We start from the raw sequence: 13,688 nt of genomic DNA on the forward strand, positions 1-13,688 counted from the left end.
AAAAAATGAATGTGCGGTGATTTATTTTTGAAATTCTTGAAATTATATCAAAAATTTAGAGTTTTGACGGAGAGACTAAAGAGTCATCCTGAGCTTGACTCAGGATCTCATGAGACAGAAGAAGATGCCGGATCAAGTCCGGCATGACGGTGTTTTCAAGGATGACTATAGTGAATTAAGTTGACATAGCCACTTTTTATGTCATTTCCGCGCAGGCGGAGATCTAGAAAAACTAGTCTTCACGCTGGATTCCCGCCTACGCGGGAATGACAAATAGTTATATTTAGTCATCTATGAATTCTATCTACTTATTAAATATCGTAATTTTTTCTGCTAATAAACATGAATTTGGAATTAGGTGTTTTGCTTTATCATCTTGGATAGTGATATATCTGAGGTCTATATCGACAATAGTTCCTTCAACACCAAGTACAGATACGTGCGAGTTAATTTCAACAGTTTTATAAAATATTATCATTATTCCAGCTATACTATTTACTAATACATCCTTCAAAGCATAACCAATAGCGAATCCTGTTAAACCAAGACCAGCAACCAAAGCGCTGATATCTACTCCCCAAGTGCCAAGAACAGTGAGTAGGGCAGTAATCCAAATGGCTATGCTTACAGACTTACCTAAATAAACTAGGGCTGAATTCTTGGAGGATACTTTGGATCTAGCGATAATTTTATTAAATATCGGTTTTGTAATTAGCCAAAGTATAAAAAACGGAACAATAGCCATAAGCCCCGAGATGAATTGAGGCACAAATTCATGTAATTGTCGAAATAGAACAGAATAATTTTCCATTTATGTAACCTCAGTATTTTTAATTTTAATTAAGCGTGAATAACAAGTCGCAAAGCTTATACACTGTTATGCCGGTGATCTATAGTTGTCATTTTGAACCTCTTTTGTCATTTCCGCGCAGGCGGAAATCTAGATCACGTAACAGTTTCATATAAATCTCTCCAATCAGGATTTTGCTCTTCTATTAAACGTAGCTTCCAAGCTCTATTCCATTTCTTAAGGCACTTTTCTCTATGAATAGCTTCAATTATATCTTGAAATTCTTCTATATAAATAAGTTGATTAATGTTATATTTTTTGGTAAATCCATCATTTAAATTTTCTTTATGCTCATAAATGCGTCTAGATAAATCGCCAGTTACACCAACGTAAAGCGTGCCATTGCGCTTAGAAGCCAAGATGTAAACCCAATACGAATTATTCATAGTGCTATCTCAGTATTTACTAGATTTCCGCCTGCGCGGAAATGACAAAAAGAGGCTCAAAATGACAACGTTAACTTCGAACGGTTATGCGCTTTTGACTCTGGATCTTCTTTTTTTTAACATCATAAAATCCTGGATCAAGCCTGGGATAACGGTACCGAAATTATGCTATTGCCTTGCTCGGTTCAAGTGCATTTCAGCAAAGTCCCAATTTATCATTTTTTCAATAAAAATAGACACATAATCTGGGCGTTTATTTCTATAATCAATATAGTAAGCATGTTCCCATACATCACAAGCAATTAAAGGATCTAAGCCTTGCGTTAATGGGGTTTCTGCATTTGCTGTCTTGATAATCTGAAGTTTCTTATCTTTTGCGTTATAGACTAGCCAAGCCCATCCACTACCAAATTGAGATACGGCAGCTTGTTTGAATTCCGTAACGAAGTTGTCATATGAACCAAAGCTAGTTTTTATTAGCTCAGCTATATTTCCATGAGGTTTTCCACCACCACCCGGTTTAATTGAATGCCAAAAAAATGTGTGATTCCAAATCTGGGCTGCATTGTTAAAAATTGCCGCGTTAGAATTACTAGACTTAGCAATAATTTGCTCAAGGTCAATTTCTGTAAACTCCTTATTATCCTTAAGCAAATTATTCAAATTAGTCACATAAGCATTATGATGTTTGCCATGGTGGTAATCAAACGTTTCAGAAGAAAAATCAGGAGAGAATGCATCCTTTTCATATGGTAATTCTGGTAATTCAAAAGGGTATTTTTCTTGGTTAGAGTAGTCGCAATATGTCATTTTATTTCCTCATTTTGTGTTATAACGTTACAGATGGCGCGCATTTCGTCTATATCCCCGCTGCAATGAAGCGCTAAATTACACCCGGCATCAAGGGTCATTCTAGTTACTTTGGTAAGGCTTGCAAGAAATTCAGCCTTAGACTTGGCTAAATTCTTTTTGCACAGCTCGATTATGGCTAAATTAGTAATTTGATAAGTGTTTATGTCGAATAATTCTTTTAAAGGTTGAGAATAATCTTCTCTCCACTCTAAATCTTTTTCAGCAAGATTAATCACTTTCTTAAGTGTAGAGCGTTTTTTTCCTACCTCGCCATGCAAGGCGTACATACATAAATCATCTGATACTAATTTACCCTTAAAACCTATATTATTTCTAATATAATCTATAATTTTTTTCGATATTGTAGCTGGTAGGTTTGAGTCGATTGAAGTATATACGATATGGGCAGTCATTGCCCATACTTTTTCTGAGGCTAATTCTTTAAAAACCTTAAAATCAGTCGTTTCTAGCTCTTCTAGTGGTGTACTTACTATTGGCAAATCAAAATGACTATCAACGAATGCTCTGCCGTGTCCAGGAATATGTTTAATAAACGGTAAGCCGCCGCTATGTTGTATGCCAGCTATAACCGATTTGCATAAATCAATCACCTTGTCTGGGTTATTTCCAAAGCTTCTGTCTCCTATAACGTCGCTTGCCCCTTCAAAAGATAAATCACAAACCGGAGCGCAAGGAGAGTCTATGCCTAGTTCCCTTAGCTCAGACATAAGTTGAATGTAGTTAGTTTTTAACTCAAGTTTTGCTCTTAATCTATCTTCATTATAAATATTGGAAAAATGCTCAGCTGAAGGATAAAATCTGGCTGCAATTGGAGGCTTAATTCGTGCTACTCTACCGCCTTCTTGGTCTATAAATATAGGTATTTTTCTTTCAGGGTACAATCCTTTAAGAACAGTAGTTAGTTCAAGAATTTGCTTCTTAGATTCAATATTACGAGAAAATAGAATAAATCCAGCTGCTTTATGCTCGCTAAATAAATCTATTTCTTCTTGTAAAAGCTTTGTGCTGCTAATACCGAAAATTATTGGTACAGTCATAATACTAATGAGTCTTTAATTTTGTTTGTGCGATCTATCTAGATTACCAACACTAGAAAATTTATCAACATAATATAGCTGCACATTGCCAACAGCGCCATTTCTGTGTTTAGCAATCAATATTTCGGCTATATTATGCGCTTTATCAAGTGCTGCTTGCCATTCTGAATATTTAGGGTCACCAGGAGCTGGTTCTTTTCGGCGTAAGTAATACTCTTCCCTATATAAGAACATAACCAGATCGGCGTCTTGTTCAATCGAACCAGATTCACGCAAGTCAGAAAGAAGCGGCCTTTTATCTTCTCTTTGTTCTACCGCCCTTGAGAGCTGAGATAGGGCAATAACCGGGATGTTTAATTCTTTAGCAATCGCTTTAAGTCCTTGAGTAATCTGAGAAATTTCCAGAACTCTGTTTTCTGATTTATTAGATCCACTAAGTAATTGTAAGTAATCAACAAAAATAATACCTAAGTTGTGTTTTCTTTTAAGTTTTCTTGCTCTAGATCTAACTGATGAAATCGATAGAGCGGGGGTGTCGTCTATAAAAAAAGGCATTTCTGATAATTCTGCTGCTGATTTGCGTAGGTCATTATAGTGTTCTTCATTGACCTTACCATTGCGCAGATTGGTCGAATCAACCCGCGCCATCATGGAAAGCAGACGACTTGCCAGCTGCTCTGAAGACATTTCTAAGGAGAAAAATCCTACTGCTGGAGGTTTTTCACCTTCTTTGGCTTTTCGTTGGAGGGCTTTGCAAGCATTAAAAGCAAAATTAATAGCAAACGCGGTTTTACCCATCGATGGGCGGCCAGCAATTATGACTAAATCAGAGTTTTGAAAACCAGAAAGCTTATTGTCTAGGTCAAGATAACCTGTTGAGATACCTGTAATATGATCGGTATTCTTCATAGCTCTGTTTATACTGCTGAGTGATTCAGCAACAGATTCTCTCATTGCAACAAAGCCTTTCTCCTTCATGCCTTCACTCGCAAGAAGATATAGCTTACTCTCAGCAATTTCTAGCTGCTGAGGAGCTTCCTGTTCTAAAGTGGAATTATATGCATCATTGACAATTTCTTCGCCAATAGTAATCAAATTTCTTTTGATGGCTGAGTCATAGATTATTTTGCCATAATCATAAGGGTTAATGACAACCATGGCGATTGTGGTTAATCGAATTATATATTCATTACCATTTAATTCTTGATATAAAGGGTCTTTATCAAGCATAGATTTGATGGTAACTGGGGTTGCACTTAATCCTTTTTCAACTAGTATTTCTATGGCATTGTATATTTTTTGATGAAGTTTTTCATAAAAATGTTCTGGTTTTAAGAACTCGTTTATTTGCTCGATCAAATCACTGTTAATAAGGACGGCCCCAAGCAACATCTGCTCGGCATGGACGTTGGCCGGTAATTTTCGGAGTAAATCGTGCTCTAGTAATGTTTGACTCATATTTTTATATTTTTTTGTAAATTTTAGTTCATATTCAAAGTGCAGGCACGTTATCACGTGCAAAAACACCAGTTATTCCGGACTTGATCCGACATCTCCTTTTGTTTCATAAGATCCTGGGCCAAAGGCAGGCGCAAGTCCCAATAAATTCAGGATGACCTTGTGAAGAATAGCTAAGCAGTTATTCCAGACTCGATTCGGTATTTTCTTCCACTGCATGAGTTCGCGGGTCGAGGGCATGCGGAGCACAATAAAATTAGTTATAAATCTCTTAGAAATTTATCAGCTTCTAAAGCCGCCATACAACCAGTGCCTGCAGCTGTTACTGCTTGACGATAAATTTTATCTTGAACATCTCCGGCGGCAAATACTCCTGGTATATTAGTCTTAGTAGAATCAGGTGCTGTAATTATATAGCCTTCTTCATCCATTGTTATTTGGTCATTAAAAATATCCGTATTTGGTTTGTGTCCAATAGCAATAAATACACCAGAGCACTCCAAGTTTGAGAGCTCATTAGATTTAATATTTCTAATTTTTATACCAGTTACAGACTTAGGGTTGCTGGTACCTACAACTTCTTCTAAGACACTGTCCCAAATTACTGATATTTTGTCATGTTCAAATAATCTTTCTTGAAGAATTTTTTCAGCTCTGAATTCATCTCGGCGATGAACAATATAAACTTTTTTAGCGTGGTTAGTAAGATATAATGCTTCTTCAACAGCGGTGTTCCCACCACCTATTACCACAACGTCCATGCCTTTGAAGAAAAACCCATCACATGTGGCGCACCCTGATACACCAAACCCTTGAAACTCTTGTTCTGACTTAATTCCAAGCCACTTAGCTTGAGCTCCTGTACAAATTATTATGCTATTAGCTTCATATAAATTCCCTGATGCTGTATAGGCTTTAAATGGCTTTGTTTTAAGCTCAACTTTTTCAACGTAGTCGTGAACAAGTTTAGTGCCAACTTTTTCTGCTTGCTTCTCCATTTCTTGCATTAGCCATGGACCTTGAATAGTCTCTGCAAATCCGGGGTAATTTTCAACATCAGTAGTAATGGTAAGTTGGCCTCCTGGTTGCATTCCATGTATCAAAATAGGCTCCAAAGATGCTCTGGCTGCATAAATTGCTGCCGCTAGGCCAGCTGGTCCTGATCCAATAATCAGGACTTTAGTTTTAGTGATAATTGGTTCCATATTTACCGTAATAGTTAAGTTTTATTTTTATGTGGTCAGATTCCTTCAAGGAAAATTGTGGCCATAATAGGCATGTATAGTAAAACAAAGAGTAAAGAAAGCAATACCGCGGTGGCCACTTTTTCTGGATAAATTTTATATAGTGATGCTAGTACAATTGTATTGGTAGCCATCGGTGCAACACATAGCAGTTGTAAAGCATTATAATAGTTGACATCAAGCCATTTAAAATAAAAACGATCTAGTAAAATAAATATATTAAAAAGTGCTGGATAGAATAGAAACTTGCTAGCAAATGCTGCTGCAGTAAACTTTATATCAAAATCGAATTCTCTAATGCTTGACAAGGCAAGTCCAATAGTTACCATACCTAATATTGAAAAAGCACCTTTCATATTACTAATAAAATCATCGAGAAAATCGGGTAGGTGGAATCCTAAAAGACTCATAGCGCAACCCAAGAAGAACGCGTTTAAGATTGGTAATCTTGCTACTCTCAGTACGCTCTGCTTAAATGTTCCTACGCTTCTTGCACAAAAATAACAACCAACTGATGCCTCGCAAATAGAAATACCAATCAAGCCAAGTGCATAAATGCTAAGGGTATGATCATCAAATAGAGCTGCTGCAATAGGTAAAACTACGTAACCGCTGTTTCCAGTTCCAGCAGATAGAGCTAAAATATTTCTATGTGAATCTTGCCAAACTTTTCCATATAACCAGTAGCTGAAAAGACTTAATATTGTACATAGAGTGAAAGTTAGGGCTGAAATTCCAAGAGAATTAAATGTTAACTCAGCACTCGTTGGAATAGCAAAAAATACAATAGGGGCAACAAAATAGAATAATAATGAAGCTATACTATCCTTTTCTACATTAGAAAACCTGCCTGATAAAAATCCAATCAACACGCTTAAAAGTGAGGATAATACCTTAAAAAATACCAGACTAAATACTGCCATAATAAAGTTAAATTTTTAATAACCTAATTTGTTTCTAATGTTTATTAGTGCTTTATTATAGCAATTTACTTGGAATCAATCTATCGAATATTTGGCTATTTTTGTTATGTCACATTAATTGTATAAAAAACTCTTGAATGTTTGGGATGGACGCTATATATTACGAGGCTTAAAAAGTCTGAAACACAATTATGAGCTCACTAGAGCTCGAGAAGAAATTTGGAGATTTAGTTAAGATGAGCGAAGCATTAACTCTAGCAGCAGAACTGCGTGAAGAATTGGGAACAGGAGCTTCTAGAGCTTTAAGAAAAAGAGGCATGGTGCCAGCAACAATTTATGGTGCAGGCAAAGAACCTTTATCGATTTCAGTAGAAGAAAAGGAAATAACTAAATATTACAGAAAGCCTCAGTATATTTCTCAACTTTTTGAACTTGAGATTGGTCAAAAGAAATTTAAGGTACTACCAAAAGCTATTCAACTTCATCCAATAACTGATATTGTAAGTCACGTCGATTTTGTATTTTTAGAAAGTAAAATGCAAAAAATGCATGTACCAGTTATATATTTAAATAAAGATGTTTGTTTAGGTGTTAAAAGAGGTGGGTATTTCAATACAGTAAAAAGATTTGTTACAATTCTTTGTCCAGTTGGAAAATTACCACGTAAAATTGAAATTGATGTTGTTTCAATGCCAATAGGATCTTCATTGAAGGCAAAAGATTTGTCTATTCCGGAAGGCTCTAAGCTTCTAGAGAATCCTAATTTTGTTATAGCCTCAATTGTTGGTAAAAAAGGTAAGGCTGATGAAGCTGATGAAGCTTCTACGCAAGCTGAACCAGCTAAAAAATAGGGAATTATTGCCTAGCTTTACTATAGCGTCGTGGCGAGTGGCTGTAAGCGACCATAGCTATCCGGTTTGTTGCTGTTATTCTCTTGTAGAAGGCAGGAATTCATAACGTATAAAATTTGGTTTTTGTCTTCGCTGGAATGACAAGTCGTAGAGAATAAAGCTTGTAAAACATTTTTGACGGATCGGTTTAGGTGATGTTCCTAATTGTTGGACTTGGTAATCCTGGTAGAGAGTATATGGATACCAGACATAATGTTGGGTTTATGGCTTTGGATGCGTTATCTAAAGAATATGGGTTGCTATTTCAAACTAAATCTAGATTTAACTCTCAACTTGCACTTGGAGAAAATAACTCTGAAAGTGTTGTGCTTTGTAAACCAGAAACTTACATGAATCTATCTGGCGAAACGGTACAGTCTGTTTCTGCCTATTACAAAATTTCATTAGATAAGATTATAGTCATTCACGATGACATTGACCTACGTTTTGGCAAGATTGGCTATAAAAATGGGGGTGGAGCAGGCGGGCATAATGGCTTAAAGTCGATTGATAAGCATCTCGGGCCAAATTATCATAGAATAAGAATAGGAATTGGTAGACCAGAAGATCCAGCTTACGAAATTTCAAATTTTGTACTGGGACAATTCTCTCAAGAAGAAGAGTTAGTTATTTTTAAGAATATTGATTTGATAACTAGCAAAATGCAGCTATTGATTTTAGGGGATATTGAAGCATTTAAAAAAGCAATTTCTGTTTAAGGTAGCGCGCAGAATAGCTTTGTGTTATGCTGAGTATTGAAAAAGACATCATTTTGGACGTTTATTATAGATCCGAACGTGCTATTGTCATCCTGCGCTTGCATTGCTTTGCAGGCTTTCGGTCCAGGACCTTGTGCGATAGAAAAAGATAGTCGATCAAGTCTTGTAGTATGACAGATGTAATTAGTCATACTGAATTTATTTTAGGATCTCATGAGACAGAAAAACATGTGGGATCAATCCAGGTATGACGGTGTTTTTTTGAGTCAGGTATAACTGGTTATCGAGAAAAGAAGATACCAGTCAAAATCCAATAGACGAATGTGATAAGTCCATCCTAGGGACGTGATAAAACAACAAAATATAAGTAAGGAATACTAATTATGAGACTAAAATGTGGAATCGTTGGTTTACCAAATGTTGGTAAATCAACTTTGTTTAATGCCCTGACTGCAAGTAGCAATGCAGAAGCAGCAAATTATCCTTTTTGTACGATTGAACCAAATACTGGTGTTGTACCAGTACCTGATTCTCGCCTTAACAAACTAGCCCAAAACGCCGGCTCTGCTAAGATCATACCTGAGTTTATTGAATTTGTTGATATTGCTGGTCTCGTTCAAGGTGCTAGTAAAGGAGAGGGCTTAGGTAATAAATTTTTATCTCATATCAGAGAAGTTGATGCTATTATCCATGTTCTTCGTTGCTTTGAAGATCCAGATATTACTCATGTGCATGGCAAAGTTGATCCCGTAAAAGATGCTGAAGTAATAGAGACAGAATTAATGATCGCAGACCTAGACTCTATTGATAAGCGTTTGCCTAATTTAATAAAAAAAGCTAAGACAGATAAAGCGCTACAGTTGCAAGTAGAGCTTCTAGAGATTTGCCGTAAAGCTCTGGAAGAGGGGAGGCCTCTTCGATCCTTAATAGGAAAAGTTGATGAAAAAGAACTTAGTTCATTGCAACTCCTTACTTCAAAGCCAATTTTATACGTATGTAACGTTCTAGAATCTGAGGCGGCAACGGGTAATTCTCATTCACAAAGGGTGGAGCAAAAGGCTGCTGCTGAAGGTGCAAACATAGTCATTATTTCTTCTAAAATTGAAGCAGAAATATCGCTTCTAGAAGATCAGGTGGAAAAAGAAGAGTTTCTTGAAAGCCTTAGTTTGTCAGAACCTGGTCTTAGTAAAATTATTAAATCAGCACATTCTCTTCTTGGTTTAAAATCGTTTTTTACAATTGGACCAAAAGAAGCGCATGCTTGGACTTTTGCTAGCGGATCTCTTGCGCCCGCTGCTGCTGGAATTATACATACTGATTTTGAAAAAGGCTTTATCAGAGCTGAAGTTATTTCCTGCGAAGAATATCTTGCAATTGGAAGCGAGGCTAGAGCAAAAGAGCTGGGCAAAATGCGAGTAGAAGGAAAAGATTACGTTATGCAAGATGGGGATGTTGTGCATTTTAGATTTAATGTTTAGCAAAATTATATGAGGTATGGAAATGATACAGGATTCTGGTTTTTGTAAAGCTGTTATACTGGGAATTAAAAATTGCTTTGATTTTAAAGGCAGAGCTTCTAGGGCAGAGTACTGGTATTGGCACTTATTTATAATTATTTTAGATCAATTTATAGACTCACTGAGTGGAACATCGACGTGGATATTTTCTCTTATCTCTTTTATTCCCGGTTTATCCGTTAGTGTACGTAGATTGCATGATGTTAATTATAGAGGATGGTGGTGGTTACCTATTGTTAATATTTGGGCTGTTGTAGTTTGTTTCTTCGCAGGAAATATTGAATCCAATCGTTTTGGCCCCCCTCCTAATCCAATAAAAATTACTTTATTTGATAAAGTTTTTGTAGTAGTTGTTATAGTTTTATTGCTTACCTTAATGGTCTTAAATTCTTTAATTCACACGGGTCAGGTCAGTTAGTCATGAAAGTAATAGGACAAGTTCCACCAATTTTGCTTTATTGTCTTATATCTCTTTCTACACTGACCGAAACAGTCTATTCAGCAGCCCTTCCTGAGATAGCAAAACAGTTAAATACTTATGGTAGTGTTGCTCAATTATCTACTAGTGTATATTATATTGGTTTTGCTCTCGGTATCTTTACCTTAGGTCGAATATCAGATATTTACGGTAGGAAGCCAGTAGTATTATTTGGTATTAGCTTTTATATTATAGCTACTTTTATTATAAGCCAATCTACTAATATAGAAATGTTTATTTTGTTTAGATTTGCCCAGGCCTATGGGGCCAGTGTTGGTTCAGTAATTGCTCAAGCAATGGCACGTGATTCTTATAAAGGGTGGGAGTTGTCATATGTTTATGCTAGTGTCTCAACTATCATGGCATTTGTACCATCAATTGGCTCTGCACTAGGTGGCTATATCATTGAATATTTTGAGCAATGGCAGTATATCTTCTTTTTTCTTATTTTATTGTCAGGAATATTGCTTATCGTATATATAAGGTTTCTTCCAGAAACTAATGCATATATTGGAGCTGAAAGAAATAGTCGATTTTTTACAGTACTAAAAGTTGCATTAAATGACAAAACTCTTCTTACCTATGCTTTTATAGTTGGGGTATATAATGGTATTTGTTTTGGTTTTTATATTCAGGCTCCATTTATTTTTATTGGAAAATTAGAAATATCTCCATCAAATTATGGTAAGTTATTTTTAGCTTTGAGTGCGGCCAACCTAGCCGGAGGATTAATTACTAGGTCTTTAGTACGTAGATTTGTCAGCACACTTAAAATACGGATTGCTGGTTTTATCTTGAGTGCAATTGGCTGTGTTATGCTGTTAGTTGGCTCGCAGATTGATACAAATGAAGCAACATATGTAGCGTTGCTAATTTTTGGGCCAATGGCAATACATCTTATGGGGCATGCGATGGTTGTTCCAATGCTGTTAAGGCACGCTCTTGAGGATTATCATAAAGTAACAGGATCTGCTGGTTCTATCTTTGGCTCAATGTATTATCTGATGACAGCTGGCGTCAGCTTTATGATCTCAACGTTCCATAGCAATACAATAAATAACTTTGCTTATTTATTTATATTCTTACTCTCAATTTCTTTAATATTATTCTATTATAATAATATTAGTAATAGTAAGAAATTAAAGCTGCTATAGAACGTTGATATATCTGAGTATTAGGGGTTTTTTAATTAATTACATAAGCGCCCCTAGGTACATACCTTATTCATCTGCTTCAACTGTTGCTCCCAGAATAGTATACCCTTCTTCTTTAGGTTCAGGAGTTTCTTGCTTTAGACAGTCTAAAGAGAGTATTTGCTCTTTAGCTTCTGCAACAAAATCTATTACTTTTTCCACTTGTTCTTCGACAAATTTTATTATCATATCTACTAATTCCTTGCAGATAGATAAAAAATTCTCGAAAAATCCAATTGACTCCTGATTGTTAGCGTCTAATTTCTCTTCTGACTTAATACCTTTCCAAAGGTTGGCCAGTTCTTCTTTGTCTTGCAGTAAATTAATTATAGTAGTTCGTGTATCTGCATCTAACACAAAATCATGTTCACTTAGATTTAAAATTAGAGTGTTAAACTTATCCTGGTTTGTAACAATATCTTTAACATACTCAGCCGCATCAACCAAGACTTTTAGACTAGCTAGGATTAGCTCTTTTTCCATTGTTGGAAATTGCTCTACAGCTTTTTGTTTAGAGCCAGCAACAAAGATTTTTACCATTAAATGTTGTTGCCATGAATGCAGGTGAGATAGCCTATCTATCAGAGGTAAATCAATTTTATATTCATCTCTATAGTCGTGAAAACTCAGTACTACAAGAGAAAATTTTTCTTCTATAGAAGGTTCCGCTTTAATTTTTGACATAAAAAAACTCCTACTAATGTGGATATTTAAATTGGCTAAACAAAGAATTACTAATGTTAACCTTAATTTAAAGCTAACATTAGTAAATAATTAAATCAAGATTTAACTATATCATTCTAATTCAACATGATCAGTTATGATACCTATGACATTAACTTTGGCTCCATCAACTAGGCTATCTCTTGAATTAACTTCATCAAGGCGCTCTTCGTTTGATTGAAATAAATCTCGCATTCCTCCTTGTCTCACTAGCTTCGCAGGAATGAAAGCAGCTTGTTCTTCGTTTTGTACTGAGAGGCATGAAGGTATAAAATTAAATTGTATCCATTCTTTAATTTTCTGCCCTGTAGTTTTTCCTTTTGCCATAATAACCACCTCTAAAAATAAATAAACTCTTTATAAACGATTAAACCAAACAGAGTATTTCGTTAATTGTGGAGCAAATCGTCATTATGATCAGTGGCGCCGACGGCAATAACTTCTTCATGAGAACTACCTCTGAGGCTATCACCTAGCCCATGAAGTAAGTCACTAACTATTTTACCACCAGCTTCTCCCGTTTTACCAGGATGCTTATCTTTAATAGCTTGTTCGGCTATATCTCCTGCTAAGTCCAATGCTTCATCTGTTACTTTCAAACAGCATGGGACTAGCTTTTGAAACCATTCTTTAACCTTCTGTCCTGTAGTTTTTTCTTTTGCCATGATAACCACCTCCCAGATTTGTATACGACCTTTATTGGAGTATACAATTATAATTATCTACTCATTTAATTAAGGATTGGTAAACAATAAACTAAAATACTCGGTTAGGTAGATTGAGAGAAGGTTGCCTAAAGTAAGGGTATTTTAAATAATCTATTTATTTTAAAAACAAGAAGTGATAAGTTATCTCGCCAAACCATGCTAAAGAAAGGATTAGTTCAATAGTAAGCTCTCTTTAAATTGTAACCCTTGATTTATTATTGGAGTTTAGGAATTTAATTATTTAGTCCCTCCGTCAAAACTCTCCCCGCCTGAATTAACAAGGGGTTTCATGTCATAAACAGCTTACAAAATCCATAAGAAAATGGTATAATTACCGCATAAAGCTTACGGATTTTAAAATTATGCCTATAGAAAATATTACTTTTCTCCAAAAACAAGAAAGGTTATTTGAAGAGAAATTATCTACAAAACTAAATCCTAAAAACAAGTTATATAAACTAAGGGATTTAGTAAATTGGTCTGAACTTGAAGCCAGAGCATTGCCTAACATTGAAATCAAGCAATTTGGTAGAAATAAGAAAGATCATAGAGTAATGCTAGCACTATCAATGCTTCAAGCTATGTACAACGGTTCTGATTCGTTTACGGAGGAAGAGCTAAAGGAAAATATTTATTGGCAATATTTTTGTGGTTATGAATATTTGCAGCAAGATCTTGATGTGTCTGAAG

17 protein-coding genes are annotated in these 13,688 nt (G+C 35.5%); 6 read left to right on the forward strand and 11 right to left on the reverse strand.

What is annotated here, in order from left to right:
• Window positions 1-304: 304 nt before the first annotated feature.
• The 7 genes from Megvenef_RS02885 to Megvenef_RS02915 all read right to left on the reverse strand — a co-directional run bounded on the left by Megvenef_RS02885 (window position 305) and on the right by Megvenef_RS02915 (window position 6,771).
• Window positions 305-811 carry a mechanosensitive ion channel family protein gene (locus Megvenef_RS02885; RefSeq protein ID WP_322776498.1) on the reverse strand — a complete coding sequence of 169 codons (507 nt, stop codon included), beginning with the start codon at window positions 809-811 and terminating at the stop codon, window positions 305-307.
• A 134-nt stretch (window positions 812-945) separates the two neighbouring features.
• Window positions 946-1,236, reverse strand: coding sequence for a GIY-YIG nuclease family protein (locus Megvenef_RS02890; protein WP_322776499.1), 291 nt, complete (start codon window positions 1,234-1,236; stop codon window positions 946-948).
• A 168-nt stretch (window positions 1,237-1,404) separates the two neighbouring features.
• Window positions 1,405-2,046: a superoxide dismutase gene (locus tag Megvenef_RS02895; RefSeq protein ID WP_322776500.1), complete on the reverse strand. Its 642-nt coding sequence runs from the start codon at window positions 2,044-2,046 to the stop codon at window positions 1,405-1,407.
• Window positions 2,043-3,146, reverse strand: a complete 1,104-nt coding sequence (locus Megvenef_RS02900) for a glycoside hydrolase family 3 N-terminal domain-containing protein (protein WP_322776501.1) — start codon at window positions 3,144-3,146, stop codon at window positions 2,043-2,045. Before Megvenef_RS02900 ends, Megvenef_RS02895 begins: the two co-directional genes overlap by 4 nt.
• Window positions 3,147-3,161: 15 nt before the next feature.
• Complete coding sequence (locus Megvenef_RS02905) at window positions 3,162-4,604, reverse strand: replicative DNA helicase (protein WP_322776502.1); 1,443 nt, start codon at window positions 4,602-4,604, stop codon at window positions 3,162-3,164.
• Window positions 4,605-4,864: 260 nt separating this feature from the next.
• Window positions 4,865-5,809: a thioredoxin-disulfide reductase gene (gene trxB / locus Megvenef_RS02910; RefSeq protein WP_410519751.1), complete on the reverse strand. Its 945-nt coding sequence runs from the start codon at window positions 5,807-5,809 to the stop codon at window positions 4,865-4,867.
• A 35-nt stretch (window positions 5,810-5,844) separates the two neighbouring features.
• Window positions 5,845-6,771 (reverse strand): AEC family transporter, encoded by a 927-nt coding sequence (locus tag Megvenef_RS02915; RefSeq protein ID WP_322776503.1) that lies wholly within the window; start codon window positions 6,769-6,771, stop codon window positions 5,845-5,847.
• Window positions 6,772-7,007: 236 nt separating this feature from the next.
• On the opposite strand from Megvenef_RS02915, the gene Megvenef_RS02920 reads away from it, so the two are divergent.
• The gene (locus tag Megvenef_RS02920) at window positions 7,008-7,622 is read left to right on the forward strand and encodes a 50S ribosomal protein L25/general stress protein Ctc (RefSeq protein ID WP_322776513.1); all 615 of its coding nucleotides are present in this window, start codon (window positions 7,008-7,010) and stop codon (window positions 7,620-7,622) included.
• Window positions 7,623-7,816: 194 nt separating this feature from the next.
• Window positions 7,817-8,380: an aminoacyl-tRNA hydrolase gene (pth, locus tag Megvenef_RS02925; protein ID WP_322776504.1), complete on the forward strand. Its 564-nt coding sequence runs from the start codon at window positions 7,817-7,819 to the stop codon at window positions 8,378-8,380.
• Here the strand turns inward: pth and Megvenef_RS02930 are convergent.
• Window positions 8,377-8,571, reverse strand: a complete 195-nt coding sequence (locus Megvenef_RS02930; RefSeq protein ID WP_322776505.1) for a hypothetical protein — start codon at window positions 8,569-8,571, stop codon at window positions 8,377-8,379. The genes pth and Megvenef_RS02930 overlap by 4 nt on opposite strands.
• A gap of 192 nt (window positions 8,572-8,763) precedes the next feature.
• Between Megvenef_RS02930 and ychF the strand changes: the two genes are divergently transcribed.
• Genes ychF through Megvenef_RS02945 form a run of 3 tightly spaced genes read left to right on the forward strand, consistent with a single transcriptional unit; the run spans window position 8,764 to window position 11,529 of the window.
• A complete protein-coding gene (ychF, locus tag Megvenef_RS02935) occupies window positions 8,764-9,858 on the forward strand; it encodes a redox-regulated ATPase YchF (protein WP_322776506.1) in 1,095 nt (364 codons plus the stop codon).
• A gap of 22 nt (window positions 9,859-9,880) precedes the next feature.
• Window positions 9,881-10,315: a DUF805 domain-containing protein gene (locus Megvenef_RS02940; protein WP_322776507.1), complete on the forward strand. Its 435-nt coding sequence runs from the start codon at window positions 9,881-9,883 to the stop codon at window positions 10,313-10,315.
• 2 nt (window positions 10,316-10,317) lie between these two features.
• A complete protein-coding gene (locus Megvenef_RS02945) occupies window positions 10,318-11,529 on the forward strand; it encodes a Bcr/CflA family efflux MFS transporter (RefSeq protein ID WP_322776508.1) in 1,212 nt (403 codons plus the stop codon).
• 66 nt (window positions 11,530-11,595) lie between these two features.
• Here Megvenef_RS02945 and Megvenef_RS02950 read toward each other — a convergent pair whose 3' ends face one another.
• From Megvenef_RS02950 to Megvenef_RS02960, 3 genes are all read right to left on the reverse strand, one after another.
• The gene (locus Megvenef_RS02950) at window positions 11,596-12,252 is read right to left on the reverse strand and encodes a hypothetical protein (protein WP_322776509.1); all 657 of its coding nucleotides are present in this window, start codon (window positions 12,250-12,252) and stop codon (window positions 11,596-11,598) included.
• A gap of 111 nt (window positions 12,253-12,363) precedes the next feature.
• Window positions 12,364-12,618 (reverse strand): hypothetical protein, encoded by a 255-nt coding sequence (locus Megvenef_RS02955; RefSeq protein WP_322776510.1) that lies wholly within the window; start codon window positions 12,616-12,618, stop codon window positions 12,364-12,366.
• Window positions 12,619-12,680: 62 nt separating this feature from the next.
• Window positions 12,681-12,956: a hypothetical protein gene (locus Megvenef_RS02960; protein ID WP_322776511.1), complete on the reverse strand. Its 276-nt coding sequence runs from the start codon at window positions 12,954-12,956 to the stop codon at window positions 12,681-12,683.
• 404 nt (window positions 12,957-13,360) lie between these two features.
• Between Megvenef_RS02960 and Megvenef_RS02965 the strand changes: the two genes are divergently transcribed.
• Window positions 13,361-13,688, forward strand: a 328-nt coding sequence (locus Megvenef_RS02965; protein WP_322776028.1) for a transposase, incomplete at its 3' end; no start/stop codon positions are given.

The organism is Candidatus Megaera venefica, assembly GCF_034554655.1.
In the GTDB taxonomy this organism is placed as follows: domain Bacteria; phylum Pseudomonadota; class Alphaproteobacteria; order Rickettsiales; family Rickettsiaceae; genus Megaera_A; species Megaera_A venefica.

Bases quoted from the DNA above. Each gene is read 5' to 3' on its own strand.
- Megvenef_RS02920 (WP_322776513.1), top strand. From the start codon at position 7,008: ATGAGCGAAGCATTAACTCTAGCAGCAGAACTGCGTGAAGAATTGGGA.
- Megvenef_RS02930 (WP_322776505.1), bottom strand. From the start codon at position 8,571: ATGACTAATTACATCTGTCATACTACAAGACTTGATCGACTATCTTTT.
- trxB (WP_410519751.1), bottom strand. From the start codon at position 5,809: ATGGAACCAATTATCACTAAAACTAAAGTCCTGATTATTGGATCAGGA.
- Megvenef_RS02895 (WP_322776500.1), bottom strand. From the start codon at position 2,046: ATGACATATTGCGACTACTCTAACCAAGAAAAATACCCTTTTGAATTA.
- Megvenef_RS02945 (WP_322776508.1), top strand. From the start codon at position 10,318: ATGAAAGTAATAGGACAAGTTCCACCAATTTTGCTTTATTGTCTTATA.
- Megvenef_RS02915 (WP_322776503.1), bottom strand. From the start codon at position 6,771: ATGGCAGTATTTAGTCTGGTATTTTTTAAGGTATTATCCTCACTTTTA.
- Megvenef_RS02900 (WP_322776501.1), bottom strand. From the start codon at position 3,146: ATGACTGTACCAATAATTTTCGGTATTAGCAGCACAAAGCTTTTACAA.
- pth (WP_322776504.1), top strand. From the start codon at position 7,817: ATGTTCCTAATTGTTGGACTTGGTAATCCTGGTAGAGAGTATATGGAT.
- Megvenef_RS02960 (WP_322776511.1), bottom strand. From the start codon at position 12,956: ATGGCAAAAGAAAAAACTACAGGACAGAAGGTTAAAGAATGGTTTCAA.
- Megvenef_RS02950 (WP_322776509.1), bottom strand. From the start codon at position 12,252: ATGTCAAAAATTAAAGCGGAACCTTCTATAGAAGAAAAATTTTCTCTT.
- Megvenef_RS02940 (WP_322776507.1), top strand. From the start codon at position 9,881: ATGATACAGGATTCTGGTTTTTGTAAAGCTGTTATACTGGGAATTAAA.
- Megvenef_RS02885 (WP_322776498.1), bottom strand. From the start codon at position 811: ATGGAAAATTATTCTGTTCTATTTCGACAATTACATGAATTTGTGCCT.
- Megvenef_RS02905 (WP_322776502.1), bottom strand. From the start codon at position 4,604: ATGAGTCAAACATTACTAGAGCACGATTTACTCCGAAAATTACCGGCC.
- Megvenef_RS02955 (WP_322776510.1), bottom strand. From the start codon at position 12,618: ATGGCAAAAGGAAAAACTACAGGGCAGAAAATTAAAGAATGGATACAA.
- ychF (WP_322776506.1), top strand. From the start codon at position 8,764: ATGAGACTAAAATGTGGAATCGTTGGTTTACCAAATGTTGGTAAATCA.
- Megvenef_RS02890 (WP_322776499.1), bottom strand. From the start codon at position 1,236: ATGAATAATTCGTATTGGGTTTACATCTTGGCTTCTAAGCGCAATGGC.